Origin of the sequence: Microvirga calopogonii (genome assembly GCF_003347665.1) — a bacterium.
Taxonomy (GTDB): domain Bacteria; phylum Pseudomonadota; class Alphaproteobacteria; order Rhizobiales; family Beijerinckiaceae; genus Microvirga; species Microvirga calopogonii.
Window position 1 is genome coordinate 1 of record NZ_QDGA01000106.1, and the last position, 15,761, is coordinate 15,761.

Here is a 15,761-nt window from a genome sequence, read left to right on the forward strand (position 1 = left end):
GCTGCGGGCGAGTGCTCCCTCTTGGCTCCTGTCCGGTGCGGAGCTGGCGGCAGTGATCAGCGTCTTTGCCCTGGTGTGTTTTCTTGAAAGCAGCGGTGGCAACACCGATCGCTCCAATCCCACCGGCTGATAAGTTTTCGTAAGGAACTCCACCTACGGTGCGGCTCCGTCCTTGATCGGAGACAGCCCATGAAACGCTTCCTGCTCGCCGCGATCGGGATTGCTCTGGCGTCCCCAACAGCGATCGCCGACGGCCTCAGCCTTGCTGGCTCCCTCTGGCAATGCACCCGCGCCTCTGATCGGTCTCAGTTCGTGATCACCTTCTACCCTGGTGGCGGCGTCGGGGGAGGCGAGTTGGAGAATGGTGAGGTCAGCCCCTACATTTTCGATGCCTCCCGAATGAAACCGGGCGAATGGCCGGGCAAATGGGAGCAGACAGGGCAGCGTTTCACATGGACGTTCCCGGATCAGAGCATCCGGATTGAGGGGAGCCTTTCAGGTCTTGGGCAGGCAAATTCGCGGCTCACCGGCACTGAGACTTCGTCGGGAGAGCGCTCGGTTATCACCTGCACGGCGCTGTCCAAGCTGCCAAAGATCGGGGACGGGTTGGTCATCCCCAAGAACGGTCGCTTCATCGATTTGGATAAGGACGATGGCGAACTGAAGGTGCCTGCAGGCATCTCCCTGCAGGAGCCGGGGAGGCGATAAGTATTATGGTTGCGGTGATCAGGGGTTAGTCGCAGATCCTTGTTCTGCGCACTGTGACATCGCCATAGGCGTCGATTCGCTTCGTTGAGACAACGCGGCATTCCTCGATTGGCGCAGGGATGCCTACAACTCTCTCCTGGTAGACGGGCGGAGGCAGGACCGGCTGCACAGAGACGATCGGGACGTTCCGGGGAGGAACCAAGGCAGGCCCTTCAAAACCATCGCTCTCCTCCAGAGGCACAATCGGCAGAGGCTGCTGCGGCACCAGAGCTGGCCCTTCATATCCGCCAACGAAGCCTTGCTCGATCACGCGACGGCCAATGATCCTGTGTTCGATCGGTGGGGCGATATAGGTTTCCTCAACCGCGAGCCGGCGCCGGACTGGTGGACGCTCCAGAACCGCCTCTTGATCCTCGAAATACGGGGGTAGATCTGCGGCGACGGCAGCCGCTGTGCTCACCAGAGTTGATCCGCTGAGCACCAGTGCGGCAAAGCCCGCGCGCGCAACTTTGTTTAAACCAAACACTGGCATGTGAGCTCCTGACGTCCGTGAATGGCAACGTCGCCTCACAGTCAAGGTTCCCCTTCTGGTCTTGCGCTCCTCTTCCCTTGCCAATGCCTCCAGGTGCTCGGCTGTCTCAAGGAATTGCTCGCGTGCCTCGGTGATCGAGAGCTTTTCGACAGCAGTGCGGATTTCCTGAACCTGACGGCGGTACTCCGCCGCTTTGTCATGCCAGGGATGATTCACGGCCGACACCTCCAATCGAATTCGGGACTGTGCCCTGCTAAAAAGGGCGACGCCGGCGCGACCGGAGTTGAAGGCTCTCCTGGATCGGCCGGCGTCGGGGCCTCGCAATCAGGGCGGTCCAGCGGACCAGGCCGTGAGAGGCCGCTGCCATTAGATTACCTCGACGAGGCGGTACGCCGAAGCTCTCCTTTGGCTTAGGCTGCTACTCCATCCGCGTGTCGGGAGAGGGCTGGGCCGTTCACCCGGCGAATGCAGCCGAAAGCTATCGGTTCGAGATAGTCAGCCTTGAGCAGCACCCAGTGGAGCCGGTGTCCTGAGGGGCACAACGTTGGCCATCTCGGGGGCACGCGCGGCGGCCTGTTGGATCGCGGCTTCGAGGTCATCCGGCACGTAAGGCTTCCGAAGGACCGCAAAGCCTTCCGTGTCAGCCTCCGCAACCGCCTCGCTGTAGCCGGTGGCCAAGACGACCGCCGTCCAGGGCCAGCGCTCGCGGATGATCCGCGCGAGATCGACGCCGTCCATCTCTCCCGGCATCACGAGATCCGAGAGCACCACGTCGAAGCGGCTGTTCGCCTCCAGCATTGCCAAGGCACTGCCCGCATCGTGCGCGCTCGCGACGCGGTGCCTGCGCTCGGTCAGCACGGTCTCCGCCATCTCCGCCACCTGCACATTGTCCTCCACCACGAGGATGGTCAGCGCACGTGAGTTCTGCGGCGCGGGCACGCTGTCCTGCACGGCAGGCTCGAGCTCATCCGCCGTGGCCTTGGGCAGATAGAGCGTGATCGTGGTGCCGCGTCCCACCTCGCTGCGGATGTCCACCGATCCGCCGGAATGCTCGACGAGGCCATAGACCTGCGCCAAACCCAGGCCCGTACCCTTGCCCACCTCCTTGGTGGTGAAGAACGGCTCGAAGACGCGGGCGAGCACCTCGCGCGGCATCCCCACGCCGGTATCCGACACGGACAGCGCCACCCCCTCCAGGGCCTCCCCATCGCGCAGCACCGTGTTCTCGGTCGTCACGCGGAACGTTCCGCCCTTAGGCATGGCATCGCGGGCATTGGCCGCCATGTTGATGAGCGCCACCTGGAGCTGGGACGGATCAATCCGCACCGGCCAGAGCTGCTCGGCCAGTTCCAGCTCCAGCCGAATGTCGCCGCGCAGGGACTGGACGATCATGTCCTCGGCTTGGCCAACGACCTCGTTGAGATTGATCGTTTCAGCGTGGAGCGGCTGTTTGCGGGCGAACACCAGCAGCTTGCTGGTCAGGGTCCGCGCCTGCTCGACCGCACCAAGTGCATTGCCGATCAGGCGGCTGCGCCGCTCATCATCCTTGGCGCGGCGCAGCAGGTCGAGGTTGCCCATCACGACGGCCAGAAGGTTGTTGAAGTCGTGGGCGATGCCGCCGGTGAGCTGGCCCAGAGCTTCCATCTTCTGGGCCCGGCGCAGGCGCTCCTCCACCTCCTCGCGGAGGTGCGTCTCCTGGGCGAGCTGGGACATGGCCGCCTGCTCGCGCCTGTAGCGGGCCAGCGCCAATCCGGTCATCAGGGCAAGCCCCGCCATGATCACCAGGGTGATCAGGCCGTACCGGATCAACTGCTCACGCCAGCCCGCCAGAACCGCATCCGTTCCAAGCGCAAAGCGGACATAGATCGGGTAGCGGTCGAGCTTCTGGTAGGCGATGATGCGCTCGATCCCATCGTTCGAGGAGACGCCGGTGTAGACGCCGGCCGGGCTCGACCGGGCGGCCTGCATGAACCGTTCACCGGCCCGAGCAGCTTGCGTGCTGGTGTGAGCATCCCGGACCAGGAAGGCGCCATCGGCGCGCACGAGGCTCGCCGCATGGTCCATGTCAGGGGCACTGCGGCGGTAGAGGTCCTGGAAATAGGCCGGGTAAGCGGCCACCAGAATGGCGCCGGTCAGGCGTCCGTCGGCTCCCACCAGCGGCCGCGCGACGGTGAACAGGTCATTGCCGTTGACGCGCCCGCGCAGGGGCTCGCCGACCATGAGCTCCCGCCGCCCAGCCTGGAAGGCCATCATATAGGGTCGGTCGGCAATGCTCACCTGGGGCAAAGGGAAGTGGCCGCTGGCGCTCTGGAGCACCCCGTCCTGATCCACCACCCAGATCGAGCCGATCTGCTTTCGCTGCGCGACGATGCTCTTCAGCAGGTGGTGCAGTTCAAGGGAGTTGCGCAGGTCGCCCGGTGGCATCGAGGCGACCCGATCCTCGACCCGGTCCATGACCAGCTCATAGGACTCGAACACCTTCTGGGCATGGCCCTGAAGAACGAGAGTGGCCCGCTCAATCGCCTTGTGGGCCTCATCCAGGGCATGGGTTCGGCTGTGCCAGGCGGCGGCGGCGAACAGGCTGACGGGAAGCACCAGGGAGATGATGAAAAGAGCCCACAGAACCCGGTGAGCCCCCTCCAGCCCAAACCATCGACGCGCCGCATCGGGCAAGGTGTTCTCCATGCAAAGCTGACGGGCTTCCGCCCTGCGAGGGGCGAGATAGGGTCTTGTCACTGTTCTGCCAAGCTCTGCCCGAGGAGGTGCATCCGCAGACCTTTGTAGCTTAGCCGGACTGCCAAACGCCATTGGGCCAGGAAAGTTCCTGGTCCGGAGGGGCGATGTTCAGGCTCCGGAAGGTCAGCCGGTGGTGGGTCTTTTGCGGATTCGGGCCGTGGCGTGTGACCCACGCCTGCTGATAGAGGGCTGGAATGGAGCTGGCGTGGTTCCAACGCCTGATCATCCCGTATTGATGTCAGTGCAGGACCGGCTCCAACGGGATGGACAAAAGGACCACACCGGACGGGGCCACCACGTCCAGCCGCCAGCCCTGCCAGGATGCGCCGACCTGGATGGCCTCCTCACGGATGTCCTCGATGGCTTGCAATGCGAAGTCCCTCGCCGTTGCGAGGTCCAGGATTTCGACACCCGTATCGTCGCCGATGAACTCGTGACTGTTCACCAGATGAAAGTAGCAGCGCATTGACGAACCATCGGTTGAGCCAGCGCAAGGCCGCTCAACCAATCCATTGAGCAGCGCAAGAACACCGGAGTAAGATCCTATCAGGGGGATTTAGTCGAGCCCGGTTCTTCGCCCACTGAACGATTTGCTGACCCGTCCGGGCGGAATAAATCGGCCGAGCTTCCGTTATTCTTCATTCCGGCAATGGATGCGAGCTGCAAGGAGGCCCCATGAGCGAGCAGGATCTTTACGTCATCCGTGCATCGGGAGAGTGCTGGGCCGTTCATCTCGGGGACGAAACGCTTGGGCGGTTCGGCGAGCGGCCAAAAGCCATCGAGGCGGCTGTTGTCGTGGCTGAGGCCTCGGCGCGTCAGGGGAAGGCCGCAGGTGTTGTGCTGGAGGCAGGTGACGACCAGGTGCCCATCTGGGACGCTGGGCGCGATGTGTACTCAGGTCTCTCGTGAGAGCCGTCGGCTCACGGCTGTGACTGATCGTTGCCCCTCTCATCCGGTGGTGGCGTTCTGGCCCAGACATCGGCTGCTACATCGAGCATCACGGCGACAGCCTCACGGACAGCTTTGTCGCTGGTGCTGACCCGAGCACTCTCTAGGACCAAGCCAAGGCGCCGCCGGCTCGGCCACGGCAGTGCAGCCAGAGTGGTCTGAAGGTCCAATCGCGCAACGGCCGATACCCCGGCGCGCTGGGCAATCTCATCAACCTTGGAGGTGAGGGCGCTCAAGTGTTCGGCAACCTGACCGGATGTGAAATCTGATGTGAGCAATGGCATTGAATATCGAATGTTGGTTCAAGTGACCTGCTCCCCAGCCGACCCCTGAGTTGGAGAAACGATCCTGCACTGTCTGCGTTCCAGTAAGCCCCTGTGCATAAAAGGGAAAAATTGGCGCACCTGTTGTCGGATTCTTAACCTGCTCCGCAACCTCTCCCTGAACCTTTCCCCTCAAACGTGAGACCTGCTCCACTCCGGCACGATGCCGCAACGATGATGATGGGTGGAGGAATAGCTAATCACCCGGGCAGCATTCCTGCCCGACCTGAGCAGTATTGTCGCCACAATCGACCACAAGGATCCGTCGGACCTGATTCCGGTCAAACGGTTGCGAGGGCTCATGACCTATAAGGAACGCGCTGTGCTCTATAGCCGTGTTGGGCTCATTCTGACGGCTCTTGCCATGATTGCCGGGGTTGTTGCCGAGCCGCTTCTCCGGCCGGTATGGTCCTCACGCCTGACCATTGCCCAGCGGTAGTTCGGTCGGCGGCCAATTCCTCCCGTACAGACTCTTCGCCTCTCAGATGAGAACAAGGTGGCTCGCTGGCCGTGACACCGGGAGGTAGGCTTTGGCCAGATCAATGGGATCAACCATCCCGCCTTCTTAAGCTTGGCCAAAGCGCAAGACTGGATCGGACAGCACCTCGCACGAGAATGGCAACGGAATACGCTTCAGGCTACATCAAACGGCCTTCGATGAAATTGCGTCTCAATGCGCGAACGTCTGGAAATGGCACGGCGCTGACCTTAGCCATAATTCCGCATTGGAGGCGTAGGCGGACCTTGCATTAGGCCCACCCAAATTCCGCTTTTGCCCCGTGTATGGACCGGCTATGGGTCGCTCAGTCGGCAATTGGCTGCCTATGGATAGGTGCCGGGCAGCAGACGGTCGTAGAGCCGCCGGATGCGGCCATAGCATTCGCAGGCTGCTCCCTTGAGCCCCGCCCGGTCAGTCACGATGATGCCGCCGCGGCTCTGCCGGATCAGCCCGACCGTCTGGAGGGATCGGGTCACCCCGCTCACGGTTGAGCGTTGCACACCCAGCATCTTGGCCAGGAACTCGTGCGTGAGTGGCAAGCTGTCCCGGCCCACCCGATCGTGAATGCGGAGGATCCAGCGGCAGCAGCGCGCCTCGATCCTGTGAACGGCATTGCAGGTGACCCGCTGAAAGGTCTGGGCCAGCAGGACCTCGCCGTAGTTCATGATCAATCGCCGCAGGGCAGGGGAGGCATTCCGCACCTCGTTCAGGCGCTCGACCGAGATGCGCGAGGCGGTGCCGGGCATTTGCACGACATAGCGCCCGAAGGCCTCATGCGTGACGAGAGCGCTCAGCAGGCCCAGCACGCCCTCACGCCCGAACACCGCGACCTCGACGCTGTTGCCCGCCTCCAGGACATTCACGAGCGACACCACCGTGTCGTGCGGGAAGTAGGCGTGCGACACGGCCTCGCCCGTGTCATAGAGCACCTGTCCGCGTGTCAGTTCGACAAGTTCGAGGTGCGGCTCCAGACCCGCAAAGTCCTCCGGCTCCAGAGCGGCCAGAAGGCGGTTGGCCCGATGCCCGGCTGTCATGCGCTGGGCCGTGTGTTTTGCTGCGGCCTCATTGGTCGTGGGCGGAGCCGTCATGGTCATCGACCAAACGTTCGATCGACCGCGCCAGCTCCGCCTCAACCTGGCTCAGGGCCTGCGAGCGGGCGACCTCGGCACGCGTCTGTGCGATGACTTGGTTAGCTTGCTCTATGGTCTGCTCCGCCGCCTCGTCGAGCGGCTGTGTGTTCTCTTTCGCCATCGGCCCGGGCTAATTGTCCAATGAAGCCAAAGCTTGGCATTTAAGTGCCTGATGGTCGACCGCTGCCAACCTACGGCAGCCCCTCCAGCGAGGCTCCATCCGTCGATGACGCATTCGAAACACCTGCACCATGATCGTCCCCCCTTTGCCATCCTAGCGGTGGATTAGGGTCAGGTGATGCGGTCGGCCGAGGAAGCCCGGCTTGATTGGCCGGGCTTCCTCGGGTCATTTAGTGGGTGCGGTCGGGCGAGCCCGTGGTGCCGGTCCCGCGGACGTTCCGCTCGTCCTCGACGTCGACCTCGGTCTTGCGCACGGTGTCGGAGATCGTCTCGGTGCGGGTCTCGGCCTCCTTGCGCACCACCACCTCTTCGGTCACACGCGCCTCCTTGGAGACTACAGCCTCCTCGCCGCGCTCCTCGACCTCGATGGTGCGCTCCTGGAACGGATCGCTGCTGAGCGTGCCCTCGCGGTAGTCGCCCGAGACGGGACGCCGCTCCACCTCCACACGCTCCTCGCGCAGGTTCACCTGCTCCTGCACCGGGCGCTCCACCACGCGGGACTGAATGCGGACGCGGCCATGGCCGACCTCGCGCTTGCCGACATGCAGTTCCTCCTCGGCGATCGGGATCACCTCATCCCGTTCCGAGGGCGTGTCCGCCGAGGCCGCTCCCAGCCCCGACCCGGTCCCTGTGGCCGTGTCCGAGCTGCCGAGCGTGTTGGTCCTGGCGCGGGTCATGTCCGGTGATCCGGTGACGTCATCGTCGGCGTCCATGTCCGTCCGTGGCATGCCGGACGATCCGGTGAGGCCGTCGGGCCCCTGCCACCCCTCGGAACGCCAGGAGGCCTGCTGCTCGTCGAGGTCTAGCACCCCGTCATCATCCAGGATGACGATCACCCGGTCGACCTCGTCATCGTCACACTCCACGGCAACCAGGGCCCCGCCGCGGCGCACGCCCTCGGCATAGGCACTGGCGTCGGACTGCGGCACGCCCGCGTCCTCCAGATCATCGATCAGATCGTCCGAAGCATCTGAGTAGACATCAATCCCACTGCGCGAGATGCCGGCCTCGTCGAGGCGGCTCACGATGACGGCGGCTTTCTGCTGGTCCTGGTACAGGCACGTGACGGTCTTCAACATAGTCAATTCTCCTGCATGGGTGCGTGACTTCGGAAGCCGCTCCCAGGCCGGTCACGACCGGGGAATGCGGCTGTCGGTTCCGGTGGCGGCTGTTGTCCGGCGGCTGGGGGCAGCGGTTCGTTCCACGATGGCATCGGTGCCGGTCGCGGCGGCGCGGCTCTGGCCCAGGGGAGCCGTGATCGTCGGCTCGACGGTGCCCATTCGCCCGCCAAACCAGCCCGCCACCGCGCCGAGGACGAGGCTGAGGGCGGCCAGGAGGGCACCTGTGGACACGGCGGTCGAGGCCGTATCGGCAGCCTTTGTGGCCTGCTGCTTCGCCTGGTCCAGGTATTGGCGGTATTGCTGTTCGTACTGCTCCACCTGGGTGCGGGCCTGGTCGACCGGGATGTTCTGGGCCCGGGCCAGCGCCTCGGCGGCACGGTTACGGGCGTCGGCCGCCTGCTGCTCGTTACCCGTCACGGCAGCCTGGACGGCAGCCCGGACGGCGGCCACGGCGGCATCCCGCAGGGCGGCGGGATCATTGCCGCCCGTGGCGCTACGGATCTGCTGCTCGATGGGGGAGAAGGGGTCGGCGGATCCGGCGAGACTGGGAGCGGCCGCTTGGGCGGCGGTCTGCGCCGTCGAGCCCACGGCCTGGGTGACATTGCCCAAGGCGCTGGTCACGGTGCGATAGGCACCGCCGAGGATCCCGCCCACGGTGGTGGTCAGAAGATAGAAGATGACGAGCGTGGTCAGCGCCCACGTGGTCAGGCCGTGCCAACCGGCGGTCGACTCCTTGGGCTTGCCGGCCAGCCGCCCCGCGGCGTAGCCGCCGGCGAGCGAGGCCAGGATGCCGGCCACCACGAACCATGCACCGGCCCCGATCGAGAACGTGGACGCGGAGGGATTGCCGGCTGCTCCGGCGGATGGATCGAGGGTGGCGGCCCCGACGCCGATGCCGAGCAGGTTGAGGATGAGCTGGACGGCGAGGGTCACGACAACGCCGGCGAGCACAGCCCCCCAGGAGATCCGGTTGAGCATGATGGTGCGGGCGTCCTCGGACGGCATGACCGGGCTCGTGTGGGGGGCATCGGAGTCGCCGCGATTGCGCGGCGTATCAGGATGATGGGTGTCGGCCATGGTGGGCCTCCTGTTCGGCCGCCAACCCTCGAATATGGGAATTGTTCAAGCGGGACAGGCGGATTCCCTTACAGGCCAACGATTTGTCGCGGATGCCGCTAGGTCTGCCCAGAGCTCAGGCGTGACGCAGTCGCTTCATTCCCGATCCTGGCGTTTCGGAGGCGGCGGGGAGATTGACCGATCGATCGTCTGCTGACGCCTCGGGAAGGACTGCCGGTCTCAGGCCCGCTCCCGCCTGATGTAGATCGGTTCGAGCTGATAGTGCTGCGAGAGATCGTTGGCCTGATCGACGGCCTCCTCCATGGAAGCGAACGGACCGCTCACGGCGATCGCCGTCCCATCGATCAGTACCGTTACCGTGAATTCCATCGTATGTTCGGGTCGCACGACCTCAGCCAGGGTGATGTTATTGTCCTGGTCCTCGGGAACTTCGTCGGGCATCAAGACATGGAGGCCGGGGCCGGGCATGGGTGATCCTTTGGATTGACGGTGCCATGATAATCAACGGGCTATGCCAGAAAAGGCTTCATGCACCATCGAGATCCGGAATGGGCTGGTCTCCACGGTAGAAGTAGGCCGCATCACCGGTCAGGATCCCGGCTAGCCCATCGATCTCCTGCACGACACGGTCGACCTGTTGGTACTCGGGGCAGCCGATCGGGATGTCGCCCAACGACCGGGTGAGAAGGTGCCGGGTCGGGTGCAGGGCTTCCAGCAACCTGCCGGCAATCTCGCATAGCGATCCTTGCGGCCTTTGCCCTGCTCGATGCGGATGAGCATGCGCTGGGAGTCGATGTCGCAAACCTTGAGCGACACGACTTCCGACACCCGCAGTCCGGCTCCATAGGCCGCGCTCAGAGCGGCCTTGTACTTGGGCCCTGGAGCTGCCTCCAGGAGCTGCGCCACTTCCGTTGGCTCAGAACGAGAGGCACTTTGCACGGCTCGTGGAACAGGGTGAGGCGCCGGGCCAGATCCGCCCGATCGAGGGTGACGGTGAAGAAGAAGCGCAGGGCCGCGACCGCCGCGTTGCGGCTGGGCGGGGTCACGCCGCTTTCGGTCAGGTGCAACTGGAACCGCCGCACCTCCTCGGGCGAGGCGGTCTCCGGCGAGCGGCCGAGGAAAGCCGCGAAGCGTCTGACCTGGCGGACGTAATTGGTGCGGGTCTTCTCGACGAAATGGCGCACCGTCATGTCGTCGATCATGCGCTGGCGCAGCGGGCTGATGGCTGTCTCGGTCATTGAGGGCTCCTGTCGTGAGGGGGAGGGACCAAACTCCTCGATCCTCACGACAGGACCTGGCCCTGTCATTGTCGGCCCTTCAGCGGGTGACCGCCCCGGTCACCCGGGCCACGGCGGCAAAGCCCATGCCTGTGGTGCGGCAGACAACTTCCAGAATGGTCGGCACGGCTTGGATGCGGTCGATGGCGGCAAGATCCGCCTCAAAGTCGGTCGGCACGTTTGGAAGGTCCCCTAGTCTCGGAGTACCTTAACCAGCCTGAGCCGTTGTGTCACGAAGTCCTGAAAGCCTGGAACTGGCACTCTCGGGACGTAAGCGCTTGGTCCGCTTCGGCGGCCAGGAGCCGACGTTCGTTGGTCGGCCGGAAGGTGAAGGGTTGACCCAAAGCTGACTCTAGCCGGCCCTGTTCATATGGCATGCACCACACGATCCTGGCAGTGGAGTAGCACCGGCGGCCCCACAAGTACTCTTCGGCGTTCCGGAAGAAACAGTGGTAGGCCGGATTGCGGTGCATGTCGTCGCACAGGCACCGCTCAGAGCGCATGGCGATGCATTAGCCTATAAGAAGCATGCGCGTCATCACTTCGGGATTGATAGAAGGACTTCCGGGCCGAGTGGACGCTCTCCCAGTCGATACAGCGCAGCAGATGATTGCCTGGCACAGGGTCGTCGTGGCCGACGTTGTAGAAGAACTCCGCCAGGACCTCCTGCATGCCCGTCATCGTCCTGCCCTCCGCAAAGCGACAGGAGAATGGAATCACGCCAGAACGGCCCAATCAATGACCGATTAAAACAACACTATGGTCACGGAGCTGAAGGCGATGAATTGTCCGATCGGGCAGAGACCCCGGACATTCCCAGTGCTGCCCCCTTTGCTAGCGCCACATGCCGCGCATCTTGGCGCCGACGTCGACCCGGACTTCTCTCGACGCCGCAGGTGCAGGAGCCGGTACGGCTATGGGCCATGACACACGCTCGAACAGCTTAAGGAGAGCACTGGGGATGAAGCGGGTGCGGGCGGCATAGACATGGCGATCGCCTGTGGTGGATTGCTGGTGTGTGAAGAACCGTTGCGGCACGATCAGATGTAAATGGTCCTTGGCCCGAGTCATGGCCACGTATAGCAGCCGGCGCTCCTCCTCGATCTCCGCTGTCGTGCCGGTACCGAGATCGGACGGAATGCAGCCGTCGACCACGTTGAGGGTAAATACCGACTTCCACTCCTGACCCTTGGCGGAATGAATGGTAGACAGGATCAGGTAGTCCTCGTCGCGCAGCGGGACACCGGCCTGATCGCTCGTGGCATCCGGTGGATCGAGTGTAAGCTCGGTCAGGAAGCGCTCGCGGGAGGGATAGCCTCCCGCAATCTGCTCCAACTGGATCAGGTCGGCCTTGCGGGTCGCGGCATCCTCATGCAGTCGGTCGAGGTGCGGCTCGTACCAGATCCGTGCTGCTTCGATTTCGGCCGGCCATCCTAAAGTACTGGTACGCAGCCGCACGATCGCATCGACGAAGGCGGGCCACTCGTCCCCGGCCCTCGGCGGGGCCGGCACCTCCAGCAGCGCACCGATTGGGTCAGCAGCGTCGTGCATGCGGTCGAGCACCCGCTGGACCGAGGTCGGGCCGACGCCGGGCAGAAGCTGCATCAGCCGGAAGCCGGCGACCCGATCACGCGGGTTCTGCACGAACCGCAGCATCGCGAGCAGATCCTTGACGTGGGAAGCATCGAGGAATTTGAGGCCCCCGAACTTCACGAAGGGGATGTTGCGGCGGGTCAGCTCCACCTCCAGTGGGCCGCTGTGATGCGAGGTGCGAAACAGCACCGCCTGCTGCTTGAGACTCATCCCGCTCTCGCGGTTCGTGAGCACCTGCTCGACCACGTAGCGGGCTTGGTCGGCCTCGTCTCGCACGGCCACCAGTTGCGGCCGCTCGGTGGAAGCGCGGTCGGTCCAGAGATTCTTGGTGAAGCGTTCGGAGGCAAGTTCGATGACTGCATTGGCCGCGGCCAGGATTGGCTGGGATGAGCGGTAGTTGCGATCGAGCGTGACGATCTCGGCCTGCGGACTGAACTGCGCCGGGAAGTCCAGGATGTTGCGCACGGTGGCGGCGCGGAAGGAATAGATCGACTGCGCATCGTCACCGACGACCGTCAGTCCTTGACCGCTTGGCTTGAGGGCGAGCAGGATCGAGGACTGAAGCCGATTGGTGTCCTGGTATTCGTCGACAAGGACATGGTCGAAGCGTCCGCCGAGTTCGGCGGCGATTGACGGCTCGGCCACCATCTGGGCCCAGTAGAGCAGGAGATCGTCGTAATCGAGTACGTTCTGGCGCTGCTTGGCCTCGACATAGGCAGCAAACAACTGGCGCAGCTCGGCGGCCCAGCCGGCGCACCAAGGATAGGAGGCCCGCAACACCTCCTCCAGCGCCAGCTCGGCATTCACGCACCGGGAATAGATCGCCAGACAGGTCGCCTTCGCGGGGAAGCGGCTCTGGGTGGTGGAGAAGCCGAGTTCGTGCCGGATAAGGTTCATCAGGTCGGCCGAGTCCTCGCGGTCATGGATCGAGAAGGCCGGATCGAGACCGATCTCCGGCGCATAGTCGCGCAGGAGCCGGGCGCCGATGCCGTGGAACGTACCGGCCCAGGTGAGGGCGTCGGTCATGACGCCCGCGCTCTGGCCCGTGATCTTGCTGGCGATCCGCTCGACCCGATGCGCCATCTCGGACGCGGCCCGGCGCGAGAAGGTCAGCAGGAGGATGCGGCGGGGATCGGCGCCGTTGACGATGAGATGCGCCACGCGATGGGCCAGGGTGTTGGTCTTGCCTGATCCCGCCCCGGCGATGACCAGCAAGGGCGCGGACGATGAAGCGCCTCCGGCCAGGACGCCGTGCTCCACGGCCTGACGCTGCCGGGGATTGAGCTGGTCGAGATAGGCGGTGTTCGCAGGCACGGTCGAATCATTCCTTTGGGTCCACTATAGATCCCGTTTCCTGTTTTGTTCGCAACGGCACAGCTCGTCGCGGCGTTGGAAACGCGACCGGCTGGAACGCCGCGGACGACGCGCTGGCCGTGACGATGAGGTCGTTTGACGATGCATCCGTCCTTCGGCTGCCGATCATCGGCAGGGACATCCCAGGCATCATGCCATCCAATAACTCTCTCTTTACCCCGATGAGCGACAGTCCCGGACGGCAGCAGTCCTCCTGCTTCTGCCTCGATGGATTTGCAAGCAATCATGCGTAACTCATTCAAGCCCAATGATTTTCTTCCGAGCGCGATGCAGCATGACGGTCGGGATTCGGCAGCGGCCTCGGAGGTTGCAAGGACGGAGAGCACCCAGGTCGAGGCCAGCATGCAGTTCGCCTGGCAGGCGCCGTGGTCGTCGGTTGGAGAGGCCCAACCGGGGTGGTGGCCGGCCTTTGAACTGTCCAAGGACGTGAGGGCAACGCGCACACCAGACCGCTTCATCAAAAAGCAGATCGAGACGAACGTCGTGGCCCTGATTGCTGATGAGGGAATTGAAGTTGCCCGTGCCGCGCGTGAGGAAGATCAGGCGGCCCAGGATACGATCCATAGCCGCATCGAGCGGCTTCGCGCCGCCATAGAGGCGAGGTCGACGGACGCCCATGTTTTTGAGATAAAGCTTGATTCCCGACCTGCGGAGGTAGTGCCTTCAAACGACCAGCCACAAGAAGAGGCGGCTCATTTCTCCCATGACCCCATTGCAGAGGATATCGAACTGACGGTCGACGATGATCCTATCCTGGAAGACTTATACGCGATCGATACGACCGCCGAAGAGAGCACTGAACAATTGATTGTCGAGCCGGGGCCGTTCAATTCCGCGGAACTGCTCCTGCCTGTTCCAGTTTCCCCGATGCCTCCGGCCTTTTCAGGTTTCGCTTTCCAGTCGAGCCTTTATCAGGTGGCCATCACGCATGGATCATTCCTGATCGATGACACTCCGACAGAAACTGAGAGTCTCGACCTGGGAACGCTTGCCGAAGAGGTGTACGACACGAGCGAGTTCGAGTGGCCTGCTGCGCCTGAGGAGAACGATCTTCCCTCGCCGGAACTGGAAGAGGTGGCTGCGTCGGATGTTGCTACGCCCGGCTTAGGAGACGCAGTCGTGCATGATGCGGCTGACGGGATCGATCTGGGCTATTTGGCCTTGTTCGGTGACGAGTTCGTACCCGCAGGAATGGTGAACGTGGCGCCTGTCCCCGCTGAATGCCAGGAAACGTCGGCTGAACCGGTCGTCAGCATGACGATAGAGGATGTGCCCCCGGCAATGTCAGGCCAAGTGGCCAAGGTGATCGAGTTCCCACTATCCGAGCGGACGGTCCAGGAGCGTAGAAAGAGCGTTGGTTATGAGCTTCCGTCCATCGAGTTGCTCGCGCCTCCTCCGCAGCGGGAGGGCGAGGTTCTTACCGAGGATATCCTCGAGGAGAGGGCTGGCCGCGTGGAAAAGGTCATCCGTGACTTCGGCGTCAAGGGCGAGGTCATCCATGTTCATCCCGGGCCCGTGGTCACATTGTACGAGCTTGAGCCTGCTCCAGGTGTCAAATCCTCACGGGTCATTGCGCTCTCGGAGGATATTGCCCGCTCCATGAGCGCCGTCTCGGCCCGCGTTGCGGTGATCCCTGGACGAAATGCCATCGGCATCGAACTTCCGAACGCGACCCGGGAGACGGTATACCTCCGGGAGATGCTGGAAGCAGCAGATTTCCAGGGATCGGCTCAGAAACTTCCGATCTGCCTGGGCAAGACCATCGGCGGCGAGCCGGTGATCGCCGACCTCGCCCGCATGCCGCATCTGCTCGTCGCCGGCACCACCGGCTCGGGCAAGTCGGTGGCGATCAACACCATGATCCTGTCGCTGGTCTACCGGCTCTCGCCGGCCGAGTGCCGGCTGATCATGGTCGACCCCAAGATGCTCGAGCTCTCGGTCTACGACGGCATCCCGCACCTGCTCACCCCGGTGGTGACCGACCCGAAGAAGGCGGTCGTGGCGCTCAAATGGGCGGTGCGCGAGATGGAGGACCGCTACCGCAAGATGTCGAAGCTCGGGGTGCGCAACATCGACGGCTTCAACGCCCGCGTGGTCGAGGCGAAAGCCCGCGGCGAGACCATCACCCGCACGGTGCAGACCGGCTTCGACCGCGAGACCGGCGAGGCGGTCTACGAGGACGAGGTGATGGATCTCGACGCCTTGCCCTACATCGTGGTGATCGTCGACGAGATGGCCGACCTGATGATGGTGGCCGGCAAGG

At 63.7% G+C, this 15,761-nt stretch carries 17 protein-coding genes and 1 pseudogene; 4 read left to right on the forward strand and 14 right to left on the reverse strand.

Translation table 11 applies throughout. The annotated features are described in order from the left end of the window. The first annotated feature begins 189 nt into the window (after positions 1-189). Complete coding sequence (locus DDF70_RS30960) at positions 190-708, forward strand: hypothetical protein (protein ID WP_114948502.1); 519 nt, start codon at positions 190-192, stop codon at positions 706-708. A 25-nt stretch (positions 709-733) separates the two neighbouring features. On the opposite strand, the gene DDF70_RS30965 is transcribed toward DDF70_RS30960, so the two are convergent. The 3 genes from DDF70_RS30965 to DDF70_RS30975 all read right to left on the reverse strand — a co-directional run bounded on the left by DDF70_RS30965 (position 734) and on the right by DDF70_RS30975 (position 4,442). Beyond that, on the reverse strand, positions 734-1,471 hold the full coding sequence (locus tag DDF70_RS30965) for a hypothetical protein (protein WP_245435711.1): 738 nt from the start codon (positions 1,469-1,471) through the stop codon (positions 734-736). 264 nt (positions 1,472-1,735) lie between these two features. Further along, complete coding sequence (locus tag DDF70_RS30970) at positions 1,736-3,913, reverse strand: ATP-binding protein (protein WP_205772523.1); 2,178 nt, start codon at positions 3,911-3,913, stop codon at positions 1,736-1,738. A gap of 301 nt (positions 3,914-4,214) precedes the next feature. Beyond that, positions 4,215-4,442 (reverse strand): DUF6894 family protein, encoded by a 228-nt coding sequence (locus DDF70_RS30975; protein WP_114948504.1) that lies wholly within the window; start codon positions 4,440-4,442, stop codon positions 4,215-4,217. 209 nt (positions 4,443-4,651) lie between these two features. Between DDF70_RS30975 and DDF70_RS30980 the strand changes: the two genes are divergently transcribed. Together DDF70_RS30980 and DDF70_RS37385 are read left to right on the forward strand one after the other, a co-directional pair. Beyond that, positions 4,652-4,885: a hypothetical protein gene (locus DDF70_RS30980; protein WP_114948505.1), complete on the forward strand. Its 234-nt coding sequence runs from the start codon at positions 4,652-4,654 to the stop codon at positions 4,883-4,885. A 663-nt stretch (positions 4,886-5,548) separates the two neighbouring features. Further along, a complete protein-coding gene (locus tag DDF70_RS37385) occupies positions 5,549-5,686 on the forward strand; it encodes a hypothetical protein (protein ID WP_170316138.1) in 138 nt (45 codons plus the stop codon). 383 nt (positions 5,687-6,069) lie between these two features. On the opposite strand, the gene DDF70_RS30990 is transcribed toward DDF70_RS37385, so the two are convergent. The 11 genes and pseudogenes from DDF70_RS30990 to DDF70_RS31030 all read right to left on the reverse strand — a co-directional run bounded on the left by DDF70_RS30990 (position 6,070) and on the right by DDF70_RS31030 (position 13,438). Continuing rightward, positions 6,070-6,834: a Crp/Fnr family transcriptional regulator gene (locus tag DDF70_RS30990; RefSeq protein ID WP_245435712.1), complete on the reverse strand. Its 765-nt coding sequence runs from the start codon at positions 6,832-6,834 to the stop codon at positions 6,070-6,072. Further along, positions 6,809-6,997, reverse strand: coding sequence for a hypothetical protein (locus tag DDF70_RS30995; protein ID WP_114948507.1), 189 nt, complete (start codon positions 6,995-6,997; stop codon positions 6,809-6,811). Before DDF70_RS30995 ends, DDF70_RS30990 begins: the two co-directional genes overlap by 26 nt. A 229-nt stretch (positions 6,998-7,226) precedes the next feature. Then, the gene (locus DDF70_RS31000; protein ID WP_114948508.1) at positions 7,227-8,135 is read right to left on the reverse strand and encodes a YsnF/AvaK domain-containing protein; all 909 of its coding nucleotides are present in this window, start codon (positions 8,133-8,135) and stop codon (positions 7,227-7,229) included. A gap of 51 nt (positions 8,136-8,186) precedes the next feature. Continuing rightward, a complete protein-coding gene (locus tag DDF70_RS31005; protein WP_425374137.1) occupies positions 8,187-9,254 on the reverse strand; it encodes a YrzE family protein in 1,068 nt (355 codons plus the stop codon). Between the two features lie 219 nt (positions 9,255-9,473). Beyond that, positions 9,474-9,722: a hypothetical protein gene (locus DDF70_RS31010; protein ID WP_114948509.1), complete on the reverse strand. Its 249-nt coding sequence runs from the start codon at positions 9,720-9,722 to the stop codon at positions 9,474-9,476. Between the two features lie 58 nt (positions 9,723-9,780). Next, the gene (locus DDF70_RS38430) at positions 9,781-9,972 is read right to left on the reverse strand and encodes a hypothetical protein (RefSeq protein WP_245435716.1); all 192 of its coding nucleotides are present in this window, start codon (positions 9,970-9,972) and stop codon (positions 9,781-9,783) included. 68 nt (positions 9,973-10,040) lie between these two features. Continuing rightward, positions 10,041-10,160, reverse strand: a pseudogene (locus DDF70_RS38435) (integrase); the annotation flags it as partial. After that, on the reverse strand, positions 10,109-10,492 hold the full coding sequence (locus DDF70_RS38440; protein ID WP_245435713.1) for a site-specific integrase: 384 nt from the start codon (positions 10,490-10,492) through the stop codon (positions 10,109-10,111). The gene DDF70_RS38440 and the pseudogene DDF70_RS38435, both read right to left, overlap by 52 nt. A gap of 79 nt (positions 10,493-10,571) precedes the next feature. Continuing rightward, a complete protein-coding gene (locus DDF70_RS37135; RefSeq protein WP_162820800.1) occupies positions 10,572-10,709 on the reverse strand; it encodes a hypothetical protein in 138 nt (45 codons plus the stop codon). A gap of 314 nt (positions 10,710-11,023) precedes the next feature. Beyond that, the gene (locus DDF70_RS31025; RefSeq protein WP_114948511.1) at positions 11,024-11,212 is read right to left on the reverse strand and encodes a hypothetical protein; all 189 of its coding nucleotides are present in this window, start codon (positions 11,210-11,212) and stop codon (positions 11,024-11,026) included. A gap of 153 nt (positions 11,213-11,365) precedes the next feature. Beyond that, complete coding sequence (locus DDF70_RS31030) at positions 11,366-13,438, reverse strand: ATP-dependent helicase (RefSeq protein ID WP_114948512.1); 2,073 nt, start codon at positions 13,436-13,438, stop codon at positions 11,366-11,368. 285 nt (positions 13,439-13,723) lie between these two features. On the opposite strand from DDF70_RS31030, the gene DDF70_RS31035 reads away from it, so the two are divergent. After that, positions 13,724-15,761 (forward strand): DNA translocase FtsK (locus tag DDF70_RS31035; protein WP_245435714.1); only part of this gene is annotated, 2,038 nt, incomplete at its 3' end.

Bases quoted from the DNA above. Each gene is read 5' to 3' on its own strand.
- DDF70_RS30960 (WP_114948502.1), top strand. From the start codon at position 190: ATGAAACGCTTCCTGCTCGCCGCGATCGGGATTGCTCTGGCGTCCCCA.
- DDF70_RS31010 (WP_114948509.1), bottom strand. From the start codon at position 9,722: ATGCCCGGCCCCGGCCTCCATGTCTTGATGCCCGACGAAGTTCCCGAG.
- DDF70_RS30990 (WP_245435712.1), bottom strand. From the start codon at position 6,834: ATGACGGCTCCGCCCACGACCAATGAGGCCGCAGCAAAACACACGGCC.
- DDF70_RS31000 (WP_114948508.1), bottom strand. From the start codon at position 8,135: ATGTTGAAGACCGTCACGTGCCTGTACCAGGACCAGCAGAAAGCCGCC.
- DDF70_RS30995 (WP_114948507.1), bottom strand. From the start codon at position 6,997: ATGGCGAAAGAGAACACACAGCCGCTCGACGAGGCGGCGGAGCAGACC.
- DDF70_RS30975 (WP_114948504.1), bottom strand. From the start codon at position 4,442: ATGCGCTGCTACTTTCATCTGGTGAACAGTCACGAGTTCATCGGCGAC.
- DDF70_RS37385 (WP_170316138.1), top strand. From the start codon at position 5,549: ATGACCTATAAGGAACGCGCTGTGCTCTATAGCCGTGTTGGGCTCATT.
- DDF70_RS31005 (WP_425374137.1), bottom strand. From the start codon at position 9,254: ATGGCCGACACCCATCATCCTGATACGCCGCGCAATCGCGGCGACTCC.
- DDF70_RS30980 (WP_114948505.1), top strand. From the start codon at position 4,652: ATGAGCGAGCAGGATCTTTACGTCATCCGTGCATCGGGAGAGTGCTGG.
- DDF70_RS38440 (WP_245435713.1), bottom strand. From the start codon at position 10,492: ATGACCGAGACAGCCATCAGCCCGCTGCGCCAGCGCATGATCGACGAC.
- DDF70_RS31025 (WP_114948511.1), bottom strand. From the start codon at position 11,212: ATGACGGGCATGCAGGAGGTCCTGGCGGAGTTCTTCTACAACGTCGGC.